The 23,888-nt window shown below is 51.7% G+C and carries 20 protein-coding genes; all 20 read left to right on the top strand.

Annotation, left to right across the window (positions count from 1 at the left end; all coding sequences use genetic code 11):
* Positions 1-17 precede the first annotated feature (17 nt).
* The 20 genes from traN (at position 18) to repA (M2387_RS24080) (ending at position 22,807) form a co-directional block, all read left to right on the top strand.
* Positions 18-1,934 carry a type-F conjugative transfer system mating-pair stabilization protein TraN gene (traN, locus tag M2387_RS23985; RefSeq protein WP_259053215.1) on the top strand — a complete coding sequence of 639 codons (1,917 nt, stop codon included), beginning with the start codon at positions 18-20 and terminating at the stop codon, positions 1,932-1,934.
* Positions 1,935-2,262: 328 nt separating this feature from the next.
* Positions 2,263-2,496, top strand: coding sequence for a conjugal transfer protein TrbE (trbE, locus tag M2387_RS23990; RefSeq protein ID WP_259053129.1), 234 nt, complete (start codon positions 2,263-2,265; stop codon positions 2,494-2,496).
* Between the two features lie 3 nt (positions 2,497-2,499).
* Positions 2,500-2,826, top strand: coding sequence for a hypothetical protein (locus M2387_RS23995; protein ID WP_259053131.1), 327 nt, complete (start codon positions 2,500-2,502; stop codon positions 2,824-2,826).
* 22 nt (positions 2,827-2,848) lie between these two features.
* Positions 2,849-3,601, top strand: a complete 753-nt coding sequence (gene traF, locus M2387_RS24000; protein WP_259053133.1) for a type-F conjugative transfer system pilin assembly protein TraF — start codon at positions 2,849-2,851, stop codon at positions 3,599-3,601.
* Positions 3,602-3,624: 23 nt separating this feature from the next.
* Positions 3,625-3,969, top strand: a complete 345-nt coding sequence (locus M2387_RS24005; RefSeq protein ID WP_259053135.1) for a hypothetical protein — start codon at positions 3,625-3,627, stop codon at positions 3,967-3,969.
* Between the two features lie 108 nt (positions 3,970-4,077).
* Complete coding sequence (gene traQ, locus M2387_RS24010; RefSeq protein WP_259053136.1) at positions 4,078-4,317, top strand: type-F conjugative transfer system pilin chaperone TraQ; 240 nt, start codon at positions 4,078-4,080, stop codon at positions 4,315-4,317.
* Positions 4,289-4,867, top strand: a complete 579-nt coding sequence (trbB, locus tag M2387_RS24015) for a type-F conjugative transfer system pilin assembly thiol-disulfide isomerase TrbB (RefSeq protein ID WP_259053137.1) — start codon at positions 4,289-4,291, stop codon at positions 4,865-4,867. The genes traQ and trbB overlap by 29 nt, the downstream gene beginning before the upstream one ends.
* Complete coding sequence (gene traH, locus M2387_RS24020; protein WP_259053138.1) at positions 4,854-6,224, top strand: conjugal transfer pilus assembly protein TraH; 1,371 nt, start codon at positions 4,854-4,856, stop codon at positions 6,222-6,224. The genes trbB and traH overlap by 14 nt, the downstream gene beginning before the upstream one ends.
* Positions 6,224-9,037, top strand: coding sequence for a conjugal transfer mating-pair stabilization protein TraG (gene traG, locus M2387_RS24025; protein WP_259053139.1), 2,814 nt, complete (start codon positions 6,224-6,226; stop codon positions 9,035-9,037). The genes traH and traG overlap by 1 nt, the downstream gene beginning before the upstream one ends.
* Before the next feature lie 24 nt (positions 9,038-9,061).
* Positions 9,062-9,703, top strand: a complete 642-nt coding sequence (locus tag M2387_RS24030; RefSeq protein WP_259053140.1) for a hypothetical protein — start codon at positions 9,062-9,064, stop codon at positions 9,701-9,703.
* Between the two features lie 54 nt (positions 9,704-9,757).
* Positions 9,758-10,435, top strand: coding sequence for a tetratricopeptide repeat protein (locus M2387_RS24035; protein WP_259053141.1), 678 nt, complete (start codon positions 9,758-9,760; stop codon positions 10,433-10,435).
* A 265-nt stretch (positions 10,436-10,700) separates the two neighbouring features.
* Complete coding sequence (gene traD / locus M2387_RS24040) at positions 10,701-12,959, top strand: type IV conjugative transfer system coupling protein TraD (RefSeq protein WP_259053142.1); 2,259 nt, start codon at positions 10,701-10,703, stop codon at positions 12,957-12,959.
* Positions 12,959-18,208, top strand: a complete 5,250-nt coding sequence (traI, locus tag M2387_RS24045; RefSeq protein WP_259053143.1) for a conjugative transfer relaxase/helicase TraI — start codon at positions 12,959-12,961, stop codon at positions 18,206-18,208. The genes traD and traI overlap by 1 nt, the downstream gene beginning before the upstream one ends.
* Positions 18,209-18,290: 82 nt before the next feature.
* Positions 18,291-19,016 (top strand): type-F conjugative transfer system pilin acetylase TraX, encoded by a 726-nt coding sequence (gene traX / locus M2387_RS24050; protein ID WP_259053145.1) that lies wholly within the window; start codon positions 18,291-18,293, stop codon positions 19,014-19,016.
* 56 nt (positions 19,017-19,072) lie between these two features.
* Positions 19,073-19,702: a fertility inhibition protein FinO gene (locus M2387_RS24055; RefSeq protein ID WP_259053147.1), complete on the top strand. Its 630-nt coding sequence runs from the start codon at positions 19,073-19,075 to the stop codon at positions 19,700-19,702.
* A 203-nt stretch (positions 19,703-19,905) separates the two neighbouring features.
* On the top strand, positions 19,906-20,172 hold the full coding sequence (locus tag M2387_RS24060; RefSeq protein ID WP_259053149.1) for a hypothetical protein: 267 nt from the start codon (positions 19,906-19,908) through the stop codon (positions 20,170-20,172).
* 169 nt (positions 20,173-20,341) lie between these two features.
* A complete protein-coding gene (locus tag M2387_RS24065) occupies positions 20,342-20,977 on the top strand; it encodes a DUF2726 domain-containing protein (RefSeq protein ID WP_259053151.1) in 636 nt (211 codons plus the stop codon).
* Positions 20,978-21,392: 415 nt separating this feature from the next.
* Positions 21,393-21,653: a replication regulatory protein RepA gene (repA, locus tag M2387_RS24070; RefSeq protein WP_259053152.1), complete on the top strand. Its 261-nt coding sequence runs from the start codon at positions 21,393-21,395 to the stop codon at positions 21,651-21,653.
* A 223-nt stretch (positions 21,654-21,876) separates the two neighbouring features.
* Positions 21,877-21,951 (top strand): RepA leader peptide Tap, encoded by a 75-nt coding sequence (gene tap / locus M2387_RS24075; RefSeq protein ID WP_259053216.1) that lies wholly within the window; start codon positions 21,877-21,879, stop codon positions 21,949-21,951.
* The gene (gene repA / locus M2387_RS24080; RefSeq protein WP_409040372.1) at positions 21,944-22,807 is read left to right on the top strand and encodes an incFII family plasmid replication initiator RepA; all 864 of its coding nucleotides are present in this window, start codon (positions 21,944-21,946) and stop codon (positions 22,805-22,807) included. Before tap ends, repA (M2387_RS24080) begins: the two co-directional genes overlap by 8 nt.
* Positions 22,808-23,888 lie beyond the last annotated feature (1,081 nt).

Here is a 23,888-nt window from a genome sequence, read left to right on the forward strand (position 1 = left end):
TTCTGTCGGTGGCCTTCATGCTCCTGATTGCTTTTCTTATTACCCACTCGAAAGACACCCGTGCAGAGACTGCGAATAATTACCAGGAAAGCGCTGACTATGCGCGGCAGATCCAGGGTTCAGGGATGAATACTTTAAAGAATTTTAAGGGGGACGATATTATACCGAATTATAATCCGAACCCTGACGCCACGCAGTATTACGGCGGGGTCACCTCAAGCGGCGACAGTTCATTTAAAACCGATGCCAGCACGGAATGGAATAAAAATGATGTGGCATCCTCTATAACGGAATCATTTTCAAACAGACCCGCAGATATTATCTCACCCGATGCCCCTTTCATTCAGGCCGGGAAGGATGTTGAGAGCCGGGCAGATGAAATCACCGGTGATACCGGTGCGCAGTGTTCCGCCCAGGTGGTTAACCGAAGTGAATTTAAAAACCACACCTGTGAACGTGATGTTCAGGTCGAGAGTTTTTGTACCCGGGAAGCCACGCTGAAAGACAATGCCCGGGTCGAGAAAATCAAAAAAACCGTCAAGAAAACGGTGACGCTGGTCTACAACAGGGACAAGAGACAGTGGGTCGCGTCATTTAATATTGCAGAAGACGGTCATATTGTCCGCGTGGCGGTGGACAGCGATACTATTGTTATTGACCCGACCTATCAGTGTGCAAGAGAACCGGACACGAGTTGTAAAAATGCGGTGGCACAGACGATTAAGGTGTTTGATAAAACCTTTCCCGTCACGGTTGTGACCTATCCGAGCATTTATGACAAATGTATCGGCGGGAAAAATGAACACTGTACAACCGTGCATCAGTCAGGAAAGGGGAAGATACACGAACAGGCGGATGTTGATATTGATGTCACCCGGGGCCAAACCATCACGGTATCAAAAGCCATTAATTACGCCTTTGGAAGCATAGAGAGTCAGTCAGCGGTCACGGTTTCCTATGAGATAGAGGAAGAGGTCATCGCCAATAATCCGGAAGTTGTCTGGGTAGAAAATTGTCCTTTTAATAAAGAGGAAGGCACGAAAATAGCCAGTGAATGTACGAGCCCGGGCGGCACGAAAAGCATCATCGTGGACGGCAAGGCATTCTCCTTCACCGAACCCTGCTGGGGTTACAAGGATACCTGGATTTTGCAACCGGCGGACTCGGGAAGCTGCTCCAGTTTGATGAACGACAAGAGCTGCACGCTGTCCAGTCGTCAGTGTGCGTTCTTTGATGAAGACAGCGCCGCCTGCTTACATGAATATGCCACGTTCTCGTGTGAAACCCGGACGTCAGGCAAGCAGATGATATGTGGGGGAGAGGTCTTTTGCCTGGACGGTGAATGTGAAATGACCGAGACGCATTCTAATAATGGTTTTGGTCATGCGGTCTCTGAGCTGGCCGCATTAGCCGCCGCCGGAAAGGATGTCGCAGAGATTGATAATGTTGACGTCAGGGCGTTCACGGGCGTGCCCCGGTACTGCAAGAAGTTCGCTGTCGGGTTCAGTAACTGCTGCGCAGACAGCGGCTGGGGAAATAACATGGGGCTGGCCAGCTGCAGCAGCGATGAGAAAGCGCTGGGCAAAGCAAAAGAGAAAAAGCTGATTATCAGTATCGGTGAGTTCTGTTCTAAAAAAGTGCTGGGCGTGTGCCTCGAGAAAAAACGCAGCTACTGCCAGTTTGACTCAAAGCTGGCGCAAATTGTTCAGCAACAGGGCCGGGATGGCCAGCTGCATATCGGATTTGGCGGGGCGAAAAGTCCGGACTGCCGCGGTATCAGCGTTGATGAGCTTCAGGCGATCGATTTTGACCGGCTGGACTTCACGCCTTTTATGGAAGACCTGATGAACAATCAAAATCTTCCGGGTAACGAGGAACTGGCCGACAAAGCCGCACAGCGAATTAAAGCGCTGTTAATACAATCAGCCAAATAATTTTCAATATAGCTATTTATCTTACAGCGAATAATAGCGGTGAGTCATTGATATATTTCACCTGAGAATGGGGTGAATGAATTGGGTTTGCTTTTCCAGAAGTTTTATTTTTATTGATATTGTGGACAGGGTTTGGTTTGTGTTGTATATATTTATTTCAGTTTTTAATTAATGGTCGTGAGAAATAAAATGTAATGCCTGCTCCATCCTGTCTTGAAAAGAAAGCTGTATATTAAATAATAATAGCTTTATGAAATCGGCAACGAATTCACCCGATCCTGTTCGTCTGGTCGTTATGGCCTATTTAACCAATTTCGATGGAGCGTGTATGAAGGTGATTTTTAACAATAATAAGGTCGTTGATTTTGTTCTGCGATTGCTGCTGGTTATCGTGATTATTTCGCCGGTTATTTACTACACGTGGGATGGCATCATTGGAACCACCGTCAGTGATTATATCGCGAGTGTTATTTTTATTCTTGTCACGGGCTTTATATGGATGATGAGTTATCTGTTTTTTTCTGTCCTGTCGGGGAACGGTGGAAAAATAACGAAGGAGTGAGGAATGGAGGAGAAGAATACAGCCAGACTCGTCATGTTATTTGTTGCGGTATTTGTCACGTTCCTGGTCAGCATCATGTCTTACAGCCTGTGGCGGGATAAACAAATCAATGCGTTCCTTGCCACCAACAGCGCCTGGGGCGTCCAGTGTGACAGAAATTCCCGGACGGCCTGGGTTATCAGGGACGGCGAACGCGTGACCCTGACGGTGGATAATCTGACGCTGTACTGCAGCGGTTACCGGTTTGTCGCCCGTGACGAGAGCGGAAAGGAGATACGCCGCCTCGATAAGAACATGGCCTACCAGAGCCTGTTACGCCCGCCGCTTTAATTCAGAAAAACAGGTAGCCGCTATGCGAAAAATACATGCCGTCCTCCTGGCGGGGTGCCTTTGCTGCACCCAGATACCGGCCTTTGCAAAGGATGCAGGCTGGCAGTGGTACAACGAAAAACGTCCCGTTCGTGAACCGGAAAAAAAGCCAGCATCTGCGCCATCCCCGGCCCCGATGGACATTATGGATAAGCTTTCAGCACTGCAAGGTGCCACGAAACGCTCGATGTATGAGGCCATTCTGTACCCCTCTTCAGAGAACTTCGTGAAGTATTTCCGCCTGCAGAACTACTGGACGCAGCAGGCGGGTCTGTTCTCGATGAGTGCGAAGCGCGCCATGCTGGAAAACCCGGAGCTCGATTACAACCTGCAATACAGCCACTACAACGGCACAGTGAAGAATCAGCTGGCTGCCGATTATGCCGAACAACGCCAGGCCATCTCGACCCTGGCACAGCACTACGGGGTGATGTTCTTCTACCGGGGCAGTGACGCCATCGACAGCCAGTTCGTCCAGGTGATAAAAAACTTCCGGGAAACCTACGGACTGAGCGTGATACCCGTGTCGGTTGATGGCGTTATCAACCCGTTGCTGCCTGACAGCCGGACAGACCAGGGGCAGGCCGCACAGCTGGGTGTGAAGTTTTTCCCTGCCATGATGCTGGTTAACCCGACAAGTGGTCAGGTAAAACCCCTGAGTTACGGATTTATCAGCCAGGATGACCTGGCAAAACAATTCCTTTATGTCTCCAGTGATTTTAAACCTAATTTTTAAGAGTCCAGGATTGTTTATCAGTCATGGTCACTGTTTTTCTTTCATTAATTCTGTTCATTCCGGGAGTAGGAACGATGAGCATATTGGGTATGGTTTTTTCTATTTTAATATTCTATTCCTTTGCTTTTATTAAGTGGCAGTCAACGCGGCGTGTCTCTTTTTTAATTATGATTGCTGTTTCAATTGTCATGGGATGTGCCATTGCCTATCTCATTTATAATGATGCGCCATTCTGGGTCGTCAGCGAACGCAGCGTATACGACGCTGCGTTAATAGGATTTGGCTCCTCCTCTTTTATCTGCATTTTATTGTACGGCTTTAATTTAATGGTCAATTCCATAGCCGTAAGTGCTGTAAAAACAAAATAATAATTTTTACTGGGAAGTTTGACTGTTTATATGAACGCAATTCAGCGGTAAAGATTTATAGCCTGATTGATGAGGTTATTATTTTTTTCCGGAAAAGGATGAATATACATGAGAAAAATTCGTTTTCCCGATTTAGATATTACCGGGATGTGGGTGCTGGCGGTGGGCGTGTTTTTCCACCTGATAGCCCGGTTGGTCAGGCAGCATCCTGACCTGGCGGTGCAGGCTGGAGAAATTATCGGGCTGGGCATGGTGATTTTTGGCGGCTACCGCATCATCAACGCCCTGATTGCAGAAGCTGAACGACAGGAGAAAGACCGTGAAAAACAGCCTGAAGAACATCACTAAAGCCGGTATCGCTGTCACGGGCTTACTCCTGGCCATGTCAGGGATGGTTCGGGGCGGCACGCTCGATGACGTGAAGTCGCTCTGGAACCCTCAGGGCATTTCCGGAACGCCATCAGTCTCCTCCACAGATACGGTTCCCCGGGCAGTGGAACCTGTCCCGCAGCCCCGCTGGTTTAAGCTGAGTAACGGTAAGCAGGTGAATTTACGCGACTGGAAAGTGGTGCTGTTTATGCAGGCGCAGTGCCCCTACTGCCAAAAATTTGATCCGGTGCTGAAGCAGCTGTCCGCGCAGTTCGGGTTCTCTGTTTTCCCCTACACCCTCGACGGGCAGGGTGATGAGGCGTATCCGGATGCGCTGACGGTGCCCCCCGAGGTGATGCAGACCTTTTTCCCGAATATCCCGGTGGCCACGCCCACCACGTTTCTGGTCAACGTGCATACCCTGGCGGCCTATCCCCTTTTACAGGGTGCCACGGATGCACCGGGCTTCATGGCCAGGGTGGACACGGTTTTTCAGATGATGGAGGCACCGACACATGGGCAGTATTAAAAAAGCCGTACTGATGAGTGTTTTTCTCCTGAACACAGCCTTTCCCGCTGTGGCCGATGTGAACAGTGACATGAACCACTTCTTCAACAATCTGGGCTTTGCCTCCAATACCAGCAAGCCCCAGGTCTGGCAGGGACAGGCTGCGGGCTACGTCTCTGGTGGTTCACTGTATGCCAGAACCCAGGTGAAAACAGTCCAGATGGTCAGTATGACCCTGCCGGACATCAATGCGGGCTGCGGCGGTATTGATGCGTACCTGGGCTCGTTCTCATTCATTAACAGCGAACAGTTACAGCGTTTCGCAAAACAAATTATGTCCAATTCGCAGGGCTATTTTTTTGACCTCGCTTTGCAGACCACCGTACCTGAAATCAAGACCGCAAAAGACTTCCTGCAAAAGATGGCATCCGACGTCAACAGCATGAACCTCAGCTCCTGTCAGGCGGCGCAGGGCATTGTCGGCGGCCTCTTTCCCCGTACCCAGGTGGCACAGCAGAAGGTCTGCCAGGACATTGCCGGTGAGAGCAACATTTTCTCAGACTGGGCAGCTTCCCGACAAGGGTGCTCAGTAGGCGGGCAGATGAACAACGTGCAGGACAAGGCCAGCGACAAGGACAAGGAGCGCGTGATGAAGAACATCAATATCATGTGGAGTGCGTTGTCGAAAAATCAGTTCTTTAAAGACAATAAGGAGCTGAAGGAGTTTGTGATGACGCTGACCGGCACCATTATTTTTGGCGAGAACAGTGAAATTACCCCCTTATCTGCCCGGACAACGGATCAGGACATTATCAAAGCGCTGATGGAGGGCGGAACGGCCAAAATTTACCACTGTAATGATGCGGATAAATGTCTCAAGGTGGTGGCCGATGCATCCGTGACTATCGCCGCCAACAAGGCGCTGAAAAACCAGATTTCCGCGTTACTGAGCAGTATTCAGAGCAAGGCTGTGGCCGATGAAAAACTGACAGAGCAGGAAAGGGGGTTTATCAGCAGTACCACTATTCCGGTCTTCAAATACATTGTTGACCCCCAAATGCTCGGAATGACCGACTCTCTTATCTATCAGCTGACGGACTACATCGGCTACGACATTCTGCTGCAGTACATCCAGGAGCTGGTTCAGCAGGCCAGAGTGATGGTCGCGACCGGAAACTACCCGCAATCCACGATGGATATCATCCTCGCGAATCTCAATCAGGCGAGCGTACAGATTGCTGATTTTCAGGCACGTGTGCAGGTGCAGTACGACGCCCTGCTGATAGTTGACCGGCAGATGAGCTACATGCGTCAGCAGGTGTCTGCCCGCATGATGACCCGTTACCAGGATAATTACCATTTTGGAGGAAGTCTCTGATGCTGGAAATCTATGTGACTGCCGGAGGAGACTGGCTGCGGGGGTGCTTTAATGCCATCGCCGCCTTTATGCAAACCGGGACCTGGCGCTCCATTGAGGCCATGTGCATTGCCTTTTCGGTGCTGATTGTCGCTGTTAGCTGGATACGCACACACAATGTGATGAACCTTATCGGCTGGGTCTTCTCCCTGACCCTGGTCTCGATGCTGGTCGCAGTCCGTACCCCTGTCCAGATAATCGACTACAGCAATGTGGCCCAGGTGTATAAAGTCGATAATGTCCCGGTGGGACTGGCCATTCCGTTCTCCCTGACCACGCGCATCGGCAATGCCCTGGTGCAGAGCTATGAGATGATTTTTTCTCTGCCCGACAGTGTGACCTACAGTAAAACGGGGATGCTGTTTGGCGGCAATCTGGTCGCGAAAAGTACGGATTTTATCTCGCAGAATCCGGAGATCACGACCCTGTTCTCCGACTACGTGCAGAACTGCGTTATGGGCGATATTTTTCTCAATCATAAGTACACGTTTGAGGAACTGCTGAACTCACCCGATCCTTATACGATTATTTTCTCGCGCCCCAGTCCGCTGCGGGGCGTGTTCGATAAGAATAAGTTCAAAACCTGCCAGGAAGCCTCCGTTGAGCTGAAGAAAGCCCTGGCGCTGGATTCACAGACCGGGGGGAAAACCTGGAGCTACTATGTACGTCAGCTGTTTGGCGGGAAACCGAACCCTGATCTGCTGTTCAGCCAGATGATCGGTGACAGCTATAACTATTTTTATCAGTCCAGTCAGAGTGCGGGTCAGATTATTCGCCAGAACGTCACGATGAATGCCCTGCGGGGTGGTATTCAAAGCTATGCCGCACGCAGTGGGGACACGTCCAGCCTGGTGAATATCGCCAACACCTCCTCGCTGGAGAAACAGCGTCTGGCACAGGCCACGATGGGGCATCAGGCCATGCGCTCCCTGCCGATGATGCAGACGGTTATTCTGGGGATCATGATTGGCATGTTCCCGATTATGGTGATGGCCGCAATGTTCAATATGATGACCCTGCAGGTCGTGAAAGGATATGTCTTTGCCCTGATATGGTTGCAGTCGTGGCCGCTGCTGTTTGCCATTCTGAACAGTGCGATGGCGTACTATGCGAAACAAAACGGCGTCCCGGTGGTGTTGTCCGAACTCTCGCAGGTGCAGCTGAAGAACTCGGACATTGCGACAACAGCGGGCTATATCGCCATGATGATCCCACCCCTCAGTTGGGCCATCGTGAAAAGCATGGGGGCGGGGTTCTCCAGCGCCTACAGCCACTTTGCGTCTTCCGGACTCAGCTCCACCTCACAGGCCTCCTCCGGTGTGGTGGACGGAAATTACACCTACGCCAATATGCAGATGGAGAATGTCAGCGGTTACAGCTGGGGAACCAACAGTACGACCAGTTTTGGCCAGAAGACCAGCCAGCTGGCGAACGGGGGAATGGTGACGGAGGCTCAGGATGGTACGAAAATCTCGACGGCGAACTTGTCCAAACTGCCGACTGATATCAATTTTACCCGACAGATAGCCAGCGCACAGCAGGAGATGGCCAGAGAGGCGGATGTCCAGGCGCAAAGTGCACTTCAGGGCTATAACGAAAGCGTGGCAAGCGGTTGGACCAGCCTTAAACAATTTGCCTCCAATAAGGGAAATAGCGCCTCAGTGGTGAGCGGCGCCGACAATACTGAATCGTCACAACGATCGGCTGCCATGAGTCAGATGTGGAATTCTGTTGAAACTTATGCCCAGTCAAATAATCTCTCTAGAGAACAAGCTTTTAACGAAATGATGGATAAAGCCTCCCGGGGTGATGTTTCAGGAGAGGTGTATGGGAGTGTTAAAACTAAAGGGGGGCTTGAAGTTTTCGGAACGGGCGCAACCGTAGAAGCTGGGGGTAAACTGGCGATAAGAGGAACGAAAAGTTCTGGCTCCCAAGAGAGTACAAATGAATCAGGCCGTAATGCTAAGAATAATAATCATGATTTAAGTGCACAGGCATTAAAAGATTTCAAAAAATCATCTGATTATCTTACAAGCAATAAAACATCAACATCAGGGAGTATCACGGACAATAACGCCCATTCGGGACTGGATCAGTTCTCGGCATCTCTCACTAGTGCTAAAACCAGCTATGGGCAGTATACCGATAGCAGGACTCGGAGCCATGAACTCAGTCAGATGGCTTCACGTACAGAAAGTGTGAGTGGGGAGGTCAGAGAGAATATGTCACAGCAGTTTGCCAACTTTGTGCGGCAACAATCACCCCATGATGCGGATGAGCTCCTTACCAATGGCAGTTCGCCAGCAATTGCAGAAAAACGTGAGGCGCTGGCGCGTGAATTTGTGAAAACCCAGATACAGCCGAAAGTGGATGGAGCGTATCAGTCCGGGCAGGAACAGATTGGTCAGGGTATGCAGGGTATTTCGCCTGTTGGCGATCGTAGTTCGGTGGTTACTGATTACGGAAATAATGCTGGTCATATAGATACCATGACCCGTGATGCGAAAATTAAGGATAATGTGGAACAGAATGTCGATGTGATGATGGAGAAAAATAAACAAAGTCATCAGGAAGCCCGAAGAAATATAAATCAGCAAGGTACAGTGGTGCAAAATGATCATGAAAACCTGGAAATTTCTCATAAATCAGAAGAAAAGAAAATTGAAACTGAATATAATAAGAGAAACGAGGCGCAGAAGTTAATTCCTGGTGCTGATACGCGAGATGAGTTAACAAAAAAAGCGCTTGAATATCAGGAGAAAAATAAAAAATAAGGGTGGTTTCTGGGAGGTGGTAAAATGAAACTGATATTTACATTGTTTATGGTATACCTGTCATTTACGTTATATGATTATCCACTTGTGGTTAGCCTTTTCTTTATGTCTGTTTCAGCTATATGGCTAGGTGTGTTTAGTTATATTATTTGTCAGGTTCAGAAAGAACATAATACTCCTCCCCTGAATAAGGATGGGGGGTGGGAGTATTTGCTTATCTTCTTTATATTATCTGTAGTTAATCCTGTGCTTTGTCTTGCTTATGTTCTGTTACATCAACCTTATTCCCTCAGTAAGCAACTGAATTTGTTTTCTGGACAGAAATTGAAATTTATCAGGAAGGGCAATAACGTCACGCGTTCAAGAATACATTACTCATCATTTGATTCTGAGGGTATTCAATTGCAATCAACATTGAATAACTCTATTCAAGATGGTTTTTTATTTCATTCCTCTGAGAATACTTCTTTCTTTGATGCTTATCAAAGTGATGACGTTCACGCAGTGAATACTGAATGCTGTTTTGATGTGGATGTTTATTCTCATCAAGATTTTGGTTCAAATGACCATCATTTTGATATTAACCCGGCAAGCGGTTTGCCAATGAGTGGAAGTGTTGATGTTTGTGGAAATCCCTATGGAACAAATGATTATAATAGTTATTAAATGGATAACTGTTAATGTCTCAGGTGTGGTTTAGCATATGAATGGAGTATTTTAATGAAAATTAATCATGTTTTGCTTGGTTTTTTTTTGGTTTTTTTCTTCTTACGTGTTAGTGCGAGTGATGATTATTATAATGAAATTAAAAAAGATGCAGCAGCAGGTAACGCCCATTCCCAATTTAAATTAGGCAGAATGTACATGATTCTATCCGGTGATTATGATAAAGCCGCTATTTGGATAGGGAAATCAGCACGTCAAGGATATCCTGAAGCTCAGGCAGATATGGGTAGTTTATATTATTACGGACAAGGTGTTAAAAAAAATATTAAAAAAGCAGAAGAATGGTTCATCAAAGCATCTAACAATGGTAATCCGAGAGCACAAAATGATTTGGCAATGATATATAAAATCTCAGGTTCAAAATCAAACTCTTTTGATTGTGACAAAATACTGAGTCTTTTGAATAAATCAGCAGAAAAGGATTATGATCTAGCATATTTGAATATGGGGGATTTGTATTCAGAGGGGAACTGTTTGAATCGCAACATGAGCAAGGCTGTGGATTGGTGGGAGAAAGCAGCGACTAAAGGAAATGCTCAAGCTGAATTCAATTTATATATTTCTTATAATAATGGAGAGGGTGTGTACGAGAACCAGTATACAGCAGGTGTATATTTGAGGAAATCTTGTGATCATGGTTATACAAAAGCTTGTGATATCATTAATCATTAGAACTTTTACTATGGTTCTATGTTTGGAAATCTAAGCGTAGAACTAATTAGCTATGATTGGTTTTTGATTGTCATTATCTTATTTAATAGTACATGTTGATTCCGGTTTTTTACTGTTTTTTAATTTAAATGCACGTTTTGCTTTTAAATGATTGTCATTGTTATTTATAAAAACGGTGAGCAGGTGTGCAATTTATTTGTGCACCTGTGAGGCGTTGCCGTCTTCAGACGGAATTCTGTCACGCTTTTATTCAAGGTCAAACACGATGAGTTTTAACGCCAAAGATATGACGCAGGGTGGTCAGATCGCAAATATGCGTTTTCGTATGTTTGGACAGATTGCCAATATTATTTTTTATGTGCTTTTTATTTTATTCTGGGTCTTAAACGGCCTGATATTAATGTACCGCCTCAGCTGGCAGACGTTCGTTAATGGCTTAGTCTATTGGTGGTGTACAACCCTGGCACCCATGCGGGACGTTATTCGCTCTCAGCCGGTCTACACCATCAAGTACTACGGTCAATCCCTGGAATACACGTCAGAACAGATCCTCTCCGACAAATATATTATCTGGTGTGGCGAGCAGCTGTGGACCGGGTTTCTTTTTGCCGCCATTGTCTCGCTTGTCGTCTGTATTGTGACGTTCTTTGTCGCGAGCTGGGTGCTGGGCCGTCAGGGAAAACAGCAGAGTGAGGATGAAAACACCGGAGGCCGACAGCTCTCCGAGAACCCGAAAGAGGTTGCCCGCCAGATGAGGCAGGACGGCATGGCCTCGGATATCAAAATTGGTGACCTGCCGATTTTGAAATACTCAGAAATTCAGAACTTCTGTCTGCATGGCACGGTCGGCTCCGGGAAGTCAGAGGTAATTCGTCGTCTGCTGAACTACGTGCGCACCCGGGGGGACATGGCCATTATCTATGACCGTTCCTGCGAGTTCGTCAAAAGCTACTACGATCCGGCGCTGGACAAAATTCTTAACCCGCTGGACTCGCGCTGTGCGGCCTGGGATTTGTGGAAGGAATGTCTGACGCTGCCCGATTTTGACAACGTGTCGAACACCCTCATCCCGATGGGGACCAAGGAAGACCCGTTCTGGCAGGGATCGGGCCGTACCATTTTTGCTGAAGGCGCGTATCTGATGCGCGACGATAAAGACCGCAGTTACCAGAAGCTGGTTGATACCATGCTCTCCATCAAAATCGACAAACTGCGTGCGTATCTGCAGAGCACGCCTGCAGCCAATCTGGTCGAGGAAAAAATCGAGAAAACAGCGATATCCATCCGTGCTGTACTGACCAACTACGTCAAGGCCATCCGTTATCTGCAGGGCATTGAAAAGAACGGCGAGCCGTTCACCATTCGCGACTGGATGCGTGGGGTACGTGAAGACAAGCCGAATGGCTGGCTGTTTATCTCCTCCAATGCCGGTACGCACGCCTCCCTGAAGCCGGTTATCTCGATGTGGCTGAGTATTGCCATCCGGGGCTTGCTCGACATGGGGGAAAGCCGTGACCGCCGTGTGTGGATTTTTGCCGACGAACTCCCCACGCTGCACAAGTTGCCGGATTTGGTCGAGATTCTGCCGGAGGCCCGTAAGTTCGGGGGCTGTTATGTGTTCGGCATTCAGTCCTATGCCCAGATGGAAGATATCTACGGTGTGAAGCCAGCTGCCACGCTGTTCGACGTGATGAACACCCGGGCTTTCTTCCGTTCACCGAGTAAGGAGATTGCCGAGTTTGCTACCGGGGAAATCGGTGAGAAACAAATTCTCAAAGCCAATGAGCAGTATTCCTACGGGGCCGACCCGGTACGTGATGGTGTGTCGACCGGGAAAGAACAGAAGCGTGAAACGCTGGTCAGTTACTCCGATATTCAGATGCTGCCGGACTTGTCCTGCTATGTCACGTTGCCGGGCCCCTATCCGGCGGTGAAGATGGCGCTGAAATACCAGCCCCGGCCTAAAGTGGCGGAAGGCTTTATTCAGCGCAGTCTTAATAAACGCGCAGATGCGAGGCTTGACGCCTTACTGGCCGCCAGGGAAGAAGAAGGGCGTCATGCTCAGGCGTTGTTTGCACCGGAGGCGTTGATGCCGGAGTCAGACCCGGCGCAAAACAGTCTCCGCCCTGAGACTGAACACCCCATGCCCGCCGCAGGAATACCACCGGCTCCGGAGGTGAAACCTGTACAGGCACCGGTTACTCCTGACGTTCAGGTCACAACAATACCCGCTGTTCGAACCCCAACGCCGATGACGACACCAACGCCAGTGTCTGTGTCAGGCGGGACGGCTGCGTCGTCAGGGGGAACAGAGGCAGAGATTGAACCGCAGGTGACAGAGGCTGATGCAGACGGCTTGCCGCCGGGGGTGAATGACACGGGCGAAATCGACGATATGCAGACCTATGAGGCCTATCTGGCAGAGTCGCATACGCAGCGCGATATGCAACGCCGTGAAGAGGTCAATATCAATCATTCCCGCCAGGATGAACGGGGTGATGCCGAGGTCGGGGAGATATTCTGATGATGACGATAGGCTCCGCAAGGAGCGGTGATTATTACACCGATAAAGATAATTACTACGTGATAGGCAGCATGGATGAACGCTGGCAGGGAAAAGGCGCGGAGGCTCTGGGGCTGGACGGAAAGGTGGACAAAGACGTTTTCACTGACCTGATGAAAGGAAAACTGCCGGATGGCAGCGACCTGACCCGTATGGAAAACGGCGTCAATAAGCACCGGGCTGGATATGACCTGACGTTCTCTGCCCCGAAAAGTGTCTCCATACTGGCGATGCTGGGCGGGGATAAGCGTCTGATTGAGGCCCATAATCAGGCCGTCACCGAAACCGTCAGACAGGTGGAAACCCTCGCCGTGACCCGGGTCATGACGGAGGGAGTGAAAGAAACCGTTATGACCGGCAATCTGATTGTGGCGAAATTCAATCACGATACCAACCGCAATCAGGAGCCACTGATACATACGCATGCGGTTGTGCTCAATGCGACACAGAACGGGGATAAATGGCAGTCTCTCGGCACCGATACCGTGGGCAAAAACGGCTTCATTGAGAACGTGTACGCCAACCAGATTGCGTTTGGCAAAATGTACCGCGAAGCGCTGAAACCGCTGGTTGAAAAACTCGGATATGAAACCGAGGTGGTCGGAAAACACGGGATGTGGGAGATGAAAGGCGTCCCGGTCGAAGCGTTTTCCACTCGTACTCAGGAGGTCAGAGAAGCGGCAGGGCCTGATGCTTCTTTGAAATCCAGGGACATGGCCGCCCTCGATACCCGTAAATCCAAGGTAGTCATCGACCCGGCCGAGAAAATGGTGGAGTGGATGGGCTCGCTGAAGGAAACCGGATTTGATATCCGGGATTACCGTGAAGCTGCCGATACCCGAGCCACAGAGACAGCCGCTATGCCTGCCCGTGCGGTGGCGGCAGGTACCGTCAATATCGACGATGTGGTGATGAAGTCCGTGGCTGGACTCAGCGACAGCAAAATGCAGTTCACGTATGCGGACGTGCTGGCCCGGACGGTCAGTCAGCTGGAGGCGAAGCCGGGGGTGTTTGACCTTGCGCGAGCCGGTATCGATACGGCCATCGAGCGGGAGCAGCTTATCCCGCTCGACCGGGAAAAGGGGCTGTTCACCTCGGCTATCCACGTTCTCGATGAGCTCTCGGTGAAAGCCCTGAGTCAGGAAATTCAGCGCCAGAACAGTGTATCCGTCCGGCCTGATGCCTCCGTTGTGCGGCAGGCGCCCTTCAGTGATGCGGTCAGCGTGCTGGCGCAGGACAAGCCGATGATGGGGATTGTCTCCGGCCAGGGCGGGGCGGCAGGCCAGCGTGACCGGGTGGCCGAGCTGACCCTGATGGCGCGGGAGCAGGGACGGGATGTGATGATTGTCGCCCCCGATAATCGCTCCCGTGATTTTCTTGCCGGTGACAGCCGCCTGTCCGGTGAAACCGTGACCGGGAAAAAAGCCCTTCATGACGGCACCGCCTTTATTCCCGGCGGCACTCTTATCGTCGACCAGGCGGAGAAACTCAGCCTGAAGGAAACCATTTCTCTGCTGGATGGCGCCATGCGAAATAACGTGCAGGTGCTGCTCTCGGACAGCGGAAAGCGCAGCGGCACCGGGAGTGCGCTGACAGTGCTGAAGGACAGCGGGGTGAACACCTATCACTGGCAGGGCGGGCAGCAGACCACGGTAGATATTATCAGCGATCCGGACAAGGATGCGCGGTATCGCCGCCTGGCACAGGAATTTGCCGTCAGCGTGCGGGACGGGCAGGACAGCGTGGCGCAAGTTGCCGGAACGCGTGAACAGCCCGTCCTGAGCGGGATGATACGTGAGTCACTTAAACAGGAGGGGGTGCTGGGCACGCAGGACATGACGGTCGCCACCCTGACCCCGGTCTGGCTGGACAGTAAAAGCCGCGGCGTCCGGGACTCGTACAAGGAAGGGATGGTAATGGAGAGATGGGACCCGGAGACAAAACAGCATGACCGCTATGTGATTGACCGGGTCACGGCGATGAGCAACACGTTAACCCTGAAAGACAGAGAAGGGAGCAGCCTGCAGCTGAAAATCCGGGCAGTGGACAGCCAGTGGTCCCTGTATCGTCCCGGCTCTCTGCCTGTGGCAGAGGGGGAACGTCTGTCTGTCATGGGAAAAATTCCCGACACGCGTCTGAAAGGCGGGGAAGGCGTGACGGTTCTGAAGGCGGAGGACGGTTTGCTGACGGTTCAGCGTCCCGGGCAGAAGGCTGTGCAGACCCTGACGGTGGGCGACAATGTGTTCGACGGCATTAAAATCGGGCATGGCTGGGTGGAGAGTCCCGGCCGGTCGGTGAGCGAGACGGCGACGGTGTATGCCTCCATGACACAGCGCGAAATGGATAACGCCACCCTGAACCAGCTGGCACAGAGCGGAAGCCATATCCGGCTGTACTCCGCACAGGACACAGCCCGGACCACGGAGAAACTGGACAGGCACAGCGCGTTCAGCGTGGTGTCCGGGCAGCTGAAGGCGCGCTCCGGGGAAACTGACCTCGATGCGGCCATCGCCCGGCAAAAAGCCGGGCTGCATACTCCGGCAGAGCAGGCCATTCATCTGTCCATTCCCCTGCTGGAAGGCAACAGTCTGACCTTCACCCGTCCCCAACTGGTGGCCACGGCGCAGGAAATCGGTGACGGAAAAATCCCGATGGCGGATATCGCCCGGACCCTCCAGGCACAAATCAACGCCGGACAGCTGCTGAATGTCGCGGTCGCTGAGGGACACGGTAATGACCTGCTGATTTCCCGCCAGTCCTGGGATGCGGAGAAAAGTATCCTGACGCGGGTGCTGGAAGGAAAAGATGCCGTGAACCCGCTGATGGCGCGTGTTCCCGGCAGCCTGATGGAAGACCTGACCTCCGGCCAGCGTGCGGCAACCCGGATGATACTGCAGACCCCCGACCGCTTCACCCTGGTGCAGGGGTATGCCGGGGTGGGGAAAACCACCCAGTTCCGGGCGGTGATGGGGGCCGTCAGCCTGATACCGGAGGCGTCCCGTCCGAAGGTCATCGGTCTCGGGCCGACGCACCGTGCTGTGGGGGAAATGCAGGAGGCAGGGGTGGATGCACGAACCACTGCCTCATTTTTGCATGACACGCAGCTGCTGCAGCGTAACGGTCAGACGCCGGATTTCAGCAACACGCTGTTTCTGCTGGATGAGAGTTCGATGGTGGGGCTGACGGATACCGCAAAGGCGGTCTCCCTGATAGCGGCCGGTGGCGGGCGGGCGGTGTTCAGCGGGGATACTGACCAGCTGCAGGCCATTGCCCCGGGTCAGCCGTTCAGGCTGATGCAGCAGCGCAGCGCGGCAGATATGGCCATCATGAAGGAAATCGTGCGTCAGACACCGGGATTGCGACCGGCTGTCTACAGCCTGATTGACCGGGACGTGAAAAGTGCCCTGGCAACCATTGAGACCGTCACGCCGGAACAGGTGCCGCGTCAACCGGGGGCATGGGTGCCTGACAACTCTGTTGTGGAGTTCACGCCACAAAAAGAGAAAGAAATAGAGAAGGCGATAACGGAGGCGATGAACAGCGGGCAGTATGTGCCGGATGGTCAGCCGTCCACGCTGTACGGGTCACTGGTGAAGGATTACACCGGGCGAACCCCGGCCGCGCAGGCCCAGACGCTCATCATCACACACCTGAATGATGACCGCCGGGCGCTGAACGGCCTGATCCATGATGCGCGCCGGGAAAACGGCGAGGTCGGAAAAGAAGAGGTATCTCTGCCTGTCCTGGTGACGGCGAATATTCGTGACGGTGAACTGCGCAAACTGTCGACCTGGGCGGAACACCAGGGCGCGGTGGCTCTGGTGGACAACACCTACCACCGTATTGACAGCGTGGACAAGGAGAGCCAGCTCATCACGCTGCAGGACGGGGAAGGAAAAATGCGGTTTATCTCGCCCCGGGAGGCGTCGGCAGAGGGCGTCACCCTCTACCGACAGGACAGCATCACTGTCTCTGCGGGGGACCGCATGCGTTTCAGCAAGAGTGATCCGGAGCGCGGCTATGTGGCCAACAGTGTCTGGACGGTGAGTGCTGTCAGGGGTGACAGTGTCACCCTGTCGGACGGGAAAACGTCCCGGACGGTGAATCCGAAAGCACAGGAGGCGCAAAGGCATATCGACCTGGCCTACGCCATTACCGCCCACGGGGCACAGGGTGCCAGTGAAACCTATGCGATAGCGCTCGAAGGGGTCGCCGGAGGACGGGAACGGATGGCCAGTTTTGAATCGGCCTATGTGGGTCTGTCGCGCATGAAACAGCATGTCCAGGTATACACCGACAGCCGGGAAGGCTGGCTCAAGGCTATCCAGTCCTCCCCGTCGAAGGCGTCGGCGCACGATATCCTTGAACCTCTAAACGATCGTGCGTTAAAAAACGCCACGCAGCTGTACAGCCGGGCACGGGGGCTGGACGAGACGGCTGCGGGCAGGGCCGCCCTGCGGCAGTCCGGTATGGCAGGCGGCGTGTCATCGGGAAAATTCATTGCGCCAGGAAAAAAATATCCGCTGCCACATGTCGCCCTGCCTGCCTTTGATAAGAATGGCAGGAAGGCCGGGATTTGGCTCAGCCCGCTGACCGACCATGACGGTCGCATGACTTCGCTCAGCGGTGAGGGGCGCATCATGGGGAACGAGGCGGCACAATTTGTGGCGCTGCAGAACAGCCGCAACGGCGAGAGCCTGCTGGCTGGCGATATGACGGAAGGTGTCCGGATGGCGAGGAACAATCCGGATACGGGGGTGGTGGTCAGCCTGACCGGGGATGAACGTCCGTGGAATCCGGGTGCCATCACCGGGGGGCGCATCTGGGCAGATCCGACATCAGTTACCCCGCCTGTTCAATTGGTCAATAATATACCGCTCCCGGCAGAAGTGCTGGCGCAGCAAACCGCAGAGGCTGTACAGAAGCGTGAAATAGAGAAACAGGCCGAACAGACTGCCCGGGAAATAACCGGAGAAACCCGGACGTCTGAAGATCGGGTGAAGGCCGTTGTCGGGGACGTTATTCAGGGGCTTGAACGTGATAGTCCGGGCTCCGAGAAAATGGCGGTGCCCGACGACCCGCAGAGTCGACGGCAGGAGACTGCGGTACAACAGGTGGCTTCTGAGAATCTTCAGCAGGATCGCTTGCAGCAAATGGAGCGGGAGATGGTGCGCGATATACAGCGAGAGAAAACACTGAGCGGCGACTGACGCGCCTGTGGCTTGTCTGCCCCGGCTGTCCCCCTGATTTAAATCGGGAGGACAGCCGGGGCCTGATCAAAAGGAAACAACGATGATAACTGTTCCGCTTCACCTCAGCCATGCCAACCGCTGGCTTCAGGCACTGCTGACCTGGACTCCCGGTCAGACGGATATGATAAAAACGGTGGCACTGCTGCTGATGGTGGCTGACCATACCGGGCTGATGCTGGCCGGAAACAATGAGATCCTGCGCCTGCTGGGTCGGGGGTGTTTTCCGCTGTTTGGCCTGGTCTGGGGTATGAACCTGGCCCGGCATGCAGAGATCAGGCAGTCACAGCTCAACAGCCTGTGGTGCTGGGCGGGGGTGGCGCAGGTCTCCTTTATGCTTATTGGTTACCCGTGGTACGAGGGCAATATACTGTTTGCCTTTGCGGTGACGGGGCAGGCGCTGCGGGCGTTCAGTCGCGGGACGCCGCTCCATTGTCTGGCCGGTATTGTCCTGCTGGCTGCCTGGATACCCCTGTCGTCTGCAAGCTACGGTGTCGCCGGTGTGGGCATGCTGATTGCCAGTTGGGCCGTGTGTCGGGCGAAGACCCCGACGGAACGGTGCGGATATGCGGCAGGGTGGGCGGCGATGGTGCTGCTGATGAATCTGAATGCCGTGAGTGAGTCGGTTGCGGGTCTGGCCATTGCCTTACTGGCTCTTCTGGTCTGCTCCTCGAGCGGGCAGCATCTGCGGCGTTTCTGGCCGGGACACTTCTTTGTGGTGTTCTATGCTGCCCATCTGGCCGTACTGGGCATTGTCGCGTCAATGTAAGTCAGCACAGTAAAAGGTATAATCCCCTTCTGTCCGAAGATAAACGCAGGAATGTTATGTCAGAAGATAATCGTCCCGTCCTGACGCTGAAACGCAAAACGCCCGCTGCCGCCAGCGCCCCGGAGCCGGAGAATGTCAGTCAGCCGGTGATGTCCCGGCGAAAAAAAGTGGTGACCGTGGTGGAGCCTCCGGCCTGGAAGGTGAAGAAGGCAAAGCTGGAGCAGGCAAAGCGTGAGGAGGATGCGAAAGCGGCTGCAGACAAGGCTGCCCGTCGTTTGTCTTCACGCCGCGTGAAAGCCGTCAAGCCGCCCCCGCCACCGCGATATCTGAAACTTATCTCGCCTGAGCTGGCCATCCGGACACTGAGGGCGTTCTGGCCACAGCTGTTTGAAGGGGACAGACCTCATCTGCTGGCGCTGGGTACCCGGGACGATCTGTTTGCCGATATCGAACGACAGGCTTTTCCGCTCTCGCACAAGCAGGTCATAAAATGCCTGAAGAGTCTGACCCGGTCAGAGTGTTATCTGTCGCAGATGCAGGCCGGCGCCTCGCGGTATGACCTGAACGGCAACGTGGTGGCGACGGTCACGCAAGAAGAAGAACGCTACGCCAAAGAGCGAATAGTGCAGGAGCGTCTGCGGGCTGAACGTATACAGCGGCACCTTAAGGACAACACATCGCTTTAAACCGTCATTTTCGGGGGACGAAAGTCCCCGTCCTGACCGGGTTATTCATCCTTTTCTCGTAAATGTCCCAACGATACACCTGAGTTATTTGTTCACTGAAGCGTGTCCGTGGCTAATATTGTTCTTCCCGAAGAAGGGTGTTGTGCTGCGGGTATTTATGAAAGCGGGTGTAATTAAATACGATTAGATAAGGAAAATGAAAGATGAGAGAACGTGATATAAGCGATGAAACCTCATTACATGGGAATACGCAGGAAATAAGGGATATTGACCGCATCATCCGGCTGCTGATGAGCCTCGGTACGCTGCACTCCAGGGATGACGTTATACGTTATCTTAAACGGTATGACGGATTTGATATTATCGGCGTAACGGATAGCGGAATGACGATTTGTGCATCGGATAAGAAAGATGACCGGATAACGCTGACGGGATATTTTTATTCCTCGTCTTTCACATTGTCCGGGTGATGATTAAAACAATATTTAAATCGCCTGTTCCTGGCACGGTATTTATTGTACCTCAGCGGGATACGTAATTGATTCAATACAGACTGCACACCTTGCCGCAATATTACCCAGATGTAATTTCCCGGTGGTCATGCGGAGTATTCATTCTCTCTTTCAAAAGGACGACTCTGTGGGAAATATTCTGATTGCAGCAGGAAGCATCGTTATTGCCGCCAGTCTGCTGTATATCCTGGCAATGATGGCCGGAAAGCGAACACCCCGGCAGATATCTCCGATGCTGCAGGCGTTAAAAGCGGCCGGGATTAAGGCCACCGAGACAGAACAGCGTTTGTGTTCGCAGCGTGCCTGGGTGGGAAATGACTCGTTACTGACAAGCCGCGAGCAACAATTCTATCGTGCGCTCCTGAACAGCATAGACAGGCAGCGATGGCTGCTGTGTCCGCAAGTCAGGGTGGCAGATATTGTAACGCTGGCACCTCACATCAAACCTGGCTCAAAAATCTGGTGGCAGCTGTTTCGTATGGTATCGCAATGGCACTGCGACATTGTTGTCGTGGATGCATCGACATTTGCCATTGTGGCCGCAGTTGAACTGGATGATGCCTCGCATCTGAAAAAATCGCGTATACGCCGCGATATTTTGCTGGAGGAAGTACTCAGGCAGGCGGGTATTCCGTTGTTGCGGGACCGAAGCGCCGAGAAACTGGTCAATACCGTGAAGCATTTTTTATTATCGCGGGGAGAAGAGTCCGACACGATACCCTCAAATATAGTCATACTGAGAGAACAACAGGCAACTCCATAGCTATATGACTCACATTTTTAAATGTAGGTTAATAATGTTCCTAAACGTTCTGAATATGACGAATGATGTTCTTTGTATTAAGAATTGTCTTGCACTTTGATTTTAACGTTTGAAAGATTCAGTCAGGAAATAAGGGGGATTGAGTGTCACCTGAGAATTTTCTGTATGTAGTATCAAATTAATTCAATCTATACGAACAAAAGAGTGTCTCTCTATTTTGTTGGTATATCGCTTCGTTATATGAATGTTATTTTTTCTCTGATTACTGATTCTTAAATAACATATTTGACTTATGAGTGGCGCTTTTACAGATAACTGTGCGCCAACACAGTTTGCGTAAATAAGTTAGTCGCTGATTTCATAAATCTGTAGTATCCTCCGAAAAGATACGTGTTTTATCTTTGAGGGAGCAGAGATGCCGCAGCAAGAAAAAACAGAGGCTTCCTCACCAAAAAAAATGCGCACCCGTAGCAAAGCGCCTCCTATGTCCGATTCTGAGAAGCAAATGGCGGCCGTTGCAAGAAAACGGATTGCGCATAAAGAAATAAAGGTTTTTGTTCGTAACCCTTTAAAAGATCTGATGGTAGAGCTCTGTCACGCAGAGGGGATCACGCAGGCTCAGTTTATTGAGCGATTACTCGAAGATGCGTTGAAGGCTCAGGGTTTACTAAAGTAAAGACTTTACTTTGATTTAAAGCGTGCTAGATTACCGAAAGACTAAAATTTGTGGCTGGCCACGCCGCAAGGTGGCAGGGAACTGGTTCTGATGAGGTATCTACCCGGAACCAGAAAAGCAAAAAACCCCGAAAATCTTCGCTAAGTTTGGCGACTGAGAAGATTAACGGGGCCCAACACAAAACTGTATAGAAGCTGTTGCTCTATGCAGGGAGTATAGTTACATGCTCAGAAAAGTTCAATACCTTCTGTGTGCATTACTCCTTCCGCGCAACATAAGTGTGGGAAGGCGTGACTGACACTCAGACACTGCTCTCTCACTACCGCCAAGTCAAAAATCCTCATCCGGAATTTACGCCGCGTGAGGGGAAAAAGACTCTGCCGTTCTGCCGTAAGCTGATGACGAAAGTCGAGGGCTTCACCTCCCGTTTTGACTTCTCCGTTCATGTGGCGTTTGTACGTTCACTGGGCCAGCGTCACCGTATGCCGCCGCTTTTGCGCCGTCGTGCTATCGATGCCTTGCTTCAGGGAATGTGCTTTCATTATGACCCCCTGGCTAATCGTGTTCAGCGCTCTATCACTAATCTTGCTATCGAGTGCGGGCTGGCCACGGAGTCGAAAAACGGTAATCTCTCCATCACCCGTGCCACGCGGGCGCTAAAGTTTATGGCGGAGCTGGGTCTCATCACCTACCAGACGGAATATGACCCGCAGATTGGCTGCAACATCCCGACCGATATCACGTTCACACCGGCACTGTTCTCCGCGATTGATGTCTCTGATGTTGCAGTCCTGGCCGCTCGCCGCAGCCGCGTCGAGTGGGAAAATCAGCAGCGCAAAAAGCAGAGTCTGGAGCCGCTTGGTATCGATGAACTGATAGCCAAATCCTGGCGTTTTGTGCGCGAGCGATTCCGCAGCTACCAGTCCGAACGTAAGGCACACGGCCAGAAGCGCGCTCGCGCCCGGCGTGATAAAGACCGGTTCCGACAGGACATCGTCACTCTGGTGAAGCAGCAGTTGACGCGAGAATGCGCCAGCGGACGTTTTACCGGGGGGCTCGATGCTATGAAGCGCGAACTTCAGCGACGCGTAAAAGAGCGGATGCTGCTGTCGCGCAGCCATAACTACACACGACTGAATATCGTACCTACTTAGCCCTTCATTTTCTGAAAATCTGGTTGGCGCCGGAGGATTTCGCACGCCTGTCATCCGGGAACGTAGATTTCAGACCCGGAGTCCAGGACTATTCTGACAACCTTTTCATATCCTGATGGCTTTTCTGGCCAGAACCACAGCCGCAGCCGCTTCTCTTCTCTGTAGATTTAAGTTACCCACAGTTAACTGCAAGGGAACTTTCCATAAGGCTACAACCGTTATGCAAATAAGCCGCCAGGCGATAAGTTTTTAAGGTGCGTGGTTTCTTTTAAACAGCGAGTAGGTACTTCTTTTAAAGACCTTCTGTTTTATTCATATAAAAAGAAAACCTGTTCGCCGCCTGCCCTGTGGACAGACGCATATAATGCCCGCCCTTGCAGCGAACCCAGGTTCGCGCCGGTTCGGTAACCCCATTGAAGTACCTCCCATCGCAAGCGACGGGCCCCATATCCGAACTAATTAGTTACAGCATTCAAAAATACCCCAGCCCTCTATCCGTGCACAGCGGTAACACCTGTGGTCACCCGACCTCACTAAAGAGCCGCCCCGCCCCGGGCCTCTGGCCCGGAACTGTGTGGCTATATAATGAGTGTTGTAACTAATGGGTTTGTGTTGCTGTGAGAGGTGATGATGGAGGATTTGAGTACACGCTCGTAAGCAGCCCTTACGGCCTGCTAACGCGGAGATACGCCCCGACTACGGCTACGCCTTGTCGTGACCACTCCGATTGCGTAAAGAGGCTGTTGTGACGCTTTTAGGGGGTTGGCTTTAGCAGGGCGGAGGGGTGGATAGGTAAAATCTATCAGAATGGAACCGGCTTCGCCGGGCGACGGCGCCCATTAACGAAAGCGGAATATTCAGCACCGGCTGGCGCCTTTATAGAGGTCAACTACGCTTTTGGTGCAGAATACGTATTCCGGATGTCTGGAAAACTGGATAGCATCAATAAATATATGTAATCCATATATTTATTCTATATTACAATTGGTTAGCACATTTTATGTTACCTGAAATTAGTCCCCATTACATTAATCATAACTGTCTGTTTTTCTTCATTACGTTTAACAAAACAGAACCCAAA

This window comes from Klebsiella sp. BIGb0407, assembly GCF_024807845.1.
GTDB lineage: Bacteria > Pseudomonadota > Gammaproteobacteria > Enterobacterales > Enterobacteriaceae > JGM124.

Bases quoted from the DNA above. Each gene is read 5' to 3' on its own strand.
- traH (WP_259053138.1), top strand. From the start codon at position 4,854: ATGGGCAGTATTAAAAAAGCCGTACTGATGAGTGTTTTTCTCCTGAAC.
- traD (WP_259053142.1), top strand. From the start codon at position 10,701: ATGAGTTTTAACGCCAAAGATATGACGCAGGGTGGTCAGATCGCAAAT.
- M2387_RS23995 (WP_259053131.1), top strand. From the start codon at position 2,500: ATGGAGGAGAAGAATACAGCCAGACTCGTCATGTTATTTGTTGCGGTA.
- trbE (WP_259053129.1), top strand. From the start codon at position 2,263: ATGAAGGTGATTTTTAACAATAATAAGGTCGTTGATTTTGTTCTGCGA.
- M2387_RS24005 (WP_259053135.1), top strand. From the start codon at position 3,625: ATGGTCACTGTTTTTCTTTCATTAATTCTGTTCATTCCGGGAGTAGGA.
- M2387_RS24060 (WP_259053149.1), top strand. From the start codon at position 19,906: ATGAGAGAACGTGATATAAGCGATGAAACCTCATTACATGGGAATACG.
- traQ (WP_259053136.1), top strand. From the start codon at position 4,078: ATGAGAAAAATTCGTTTTCCCGATTTAGATATTACCGGGATGTGGGTG.
- traN (WP_259053215.1), top strand. From the start codon at position 18: ATGCTCCTGATTGCTTTTCTTATTACCCACTCGAAAGACACCCGTGCA.
- traG (WP_259053139.1), top strand. From the start codon at position 6,224: ATGCTGGAAATCTATGTGACTGCCGGAGGAGACTGGCTGCGGGGGTGC.
- M2387_RS24035 (WP_259053141.1), top strand. From the start codon at position 9,758: ATGAAAATTAATCATGTTTTGCTTGGTTTTTTTTTGGTTTTTTTCTTC.
- traX (WP_259053145.1), top strand. From the start codon at position 18,291: ATGATAACTGTTCCGCTTCACCTCAGCCATGCCAACCGCTGGCTTCAG.
- M2387_RS24055 (WP_259053147.1), top strand. From the start codon at position 19,073: ATGTCAGAAGATAATCGTCCCGTCCTGACGCTGAAACGCAAAACGCCC.
- traI (WP_259053143.1), top strand. From the start codon at position 12,959: ATGATGACGATAGGCTCCGCAAGGAGCGGTGATTATTACACCGATAAA.
- M2387_RS24030 (WP_259053140.1), top strand. From the start codon at position 9,062: ATGAAACTGATATTTACATTGTTTATGGTATACCTGTCATTTACGTTA.
- repA (WP_259053152.1), top strand. From the start codon at position 21,393: ATGCCGCAGCAAGAAAAAACAGAGGCTTCCTCACCAAAAAAAATGCGC.
- traF (WP_259053133.1), top strand. From the start codon at position 2,849: ATGCGAAAAATACATGCCGTCCTCCTGGCGGGGTGCCTTTGCTGCACC.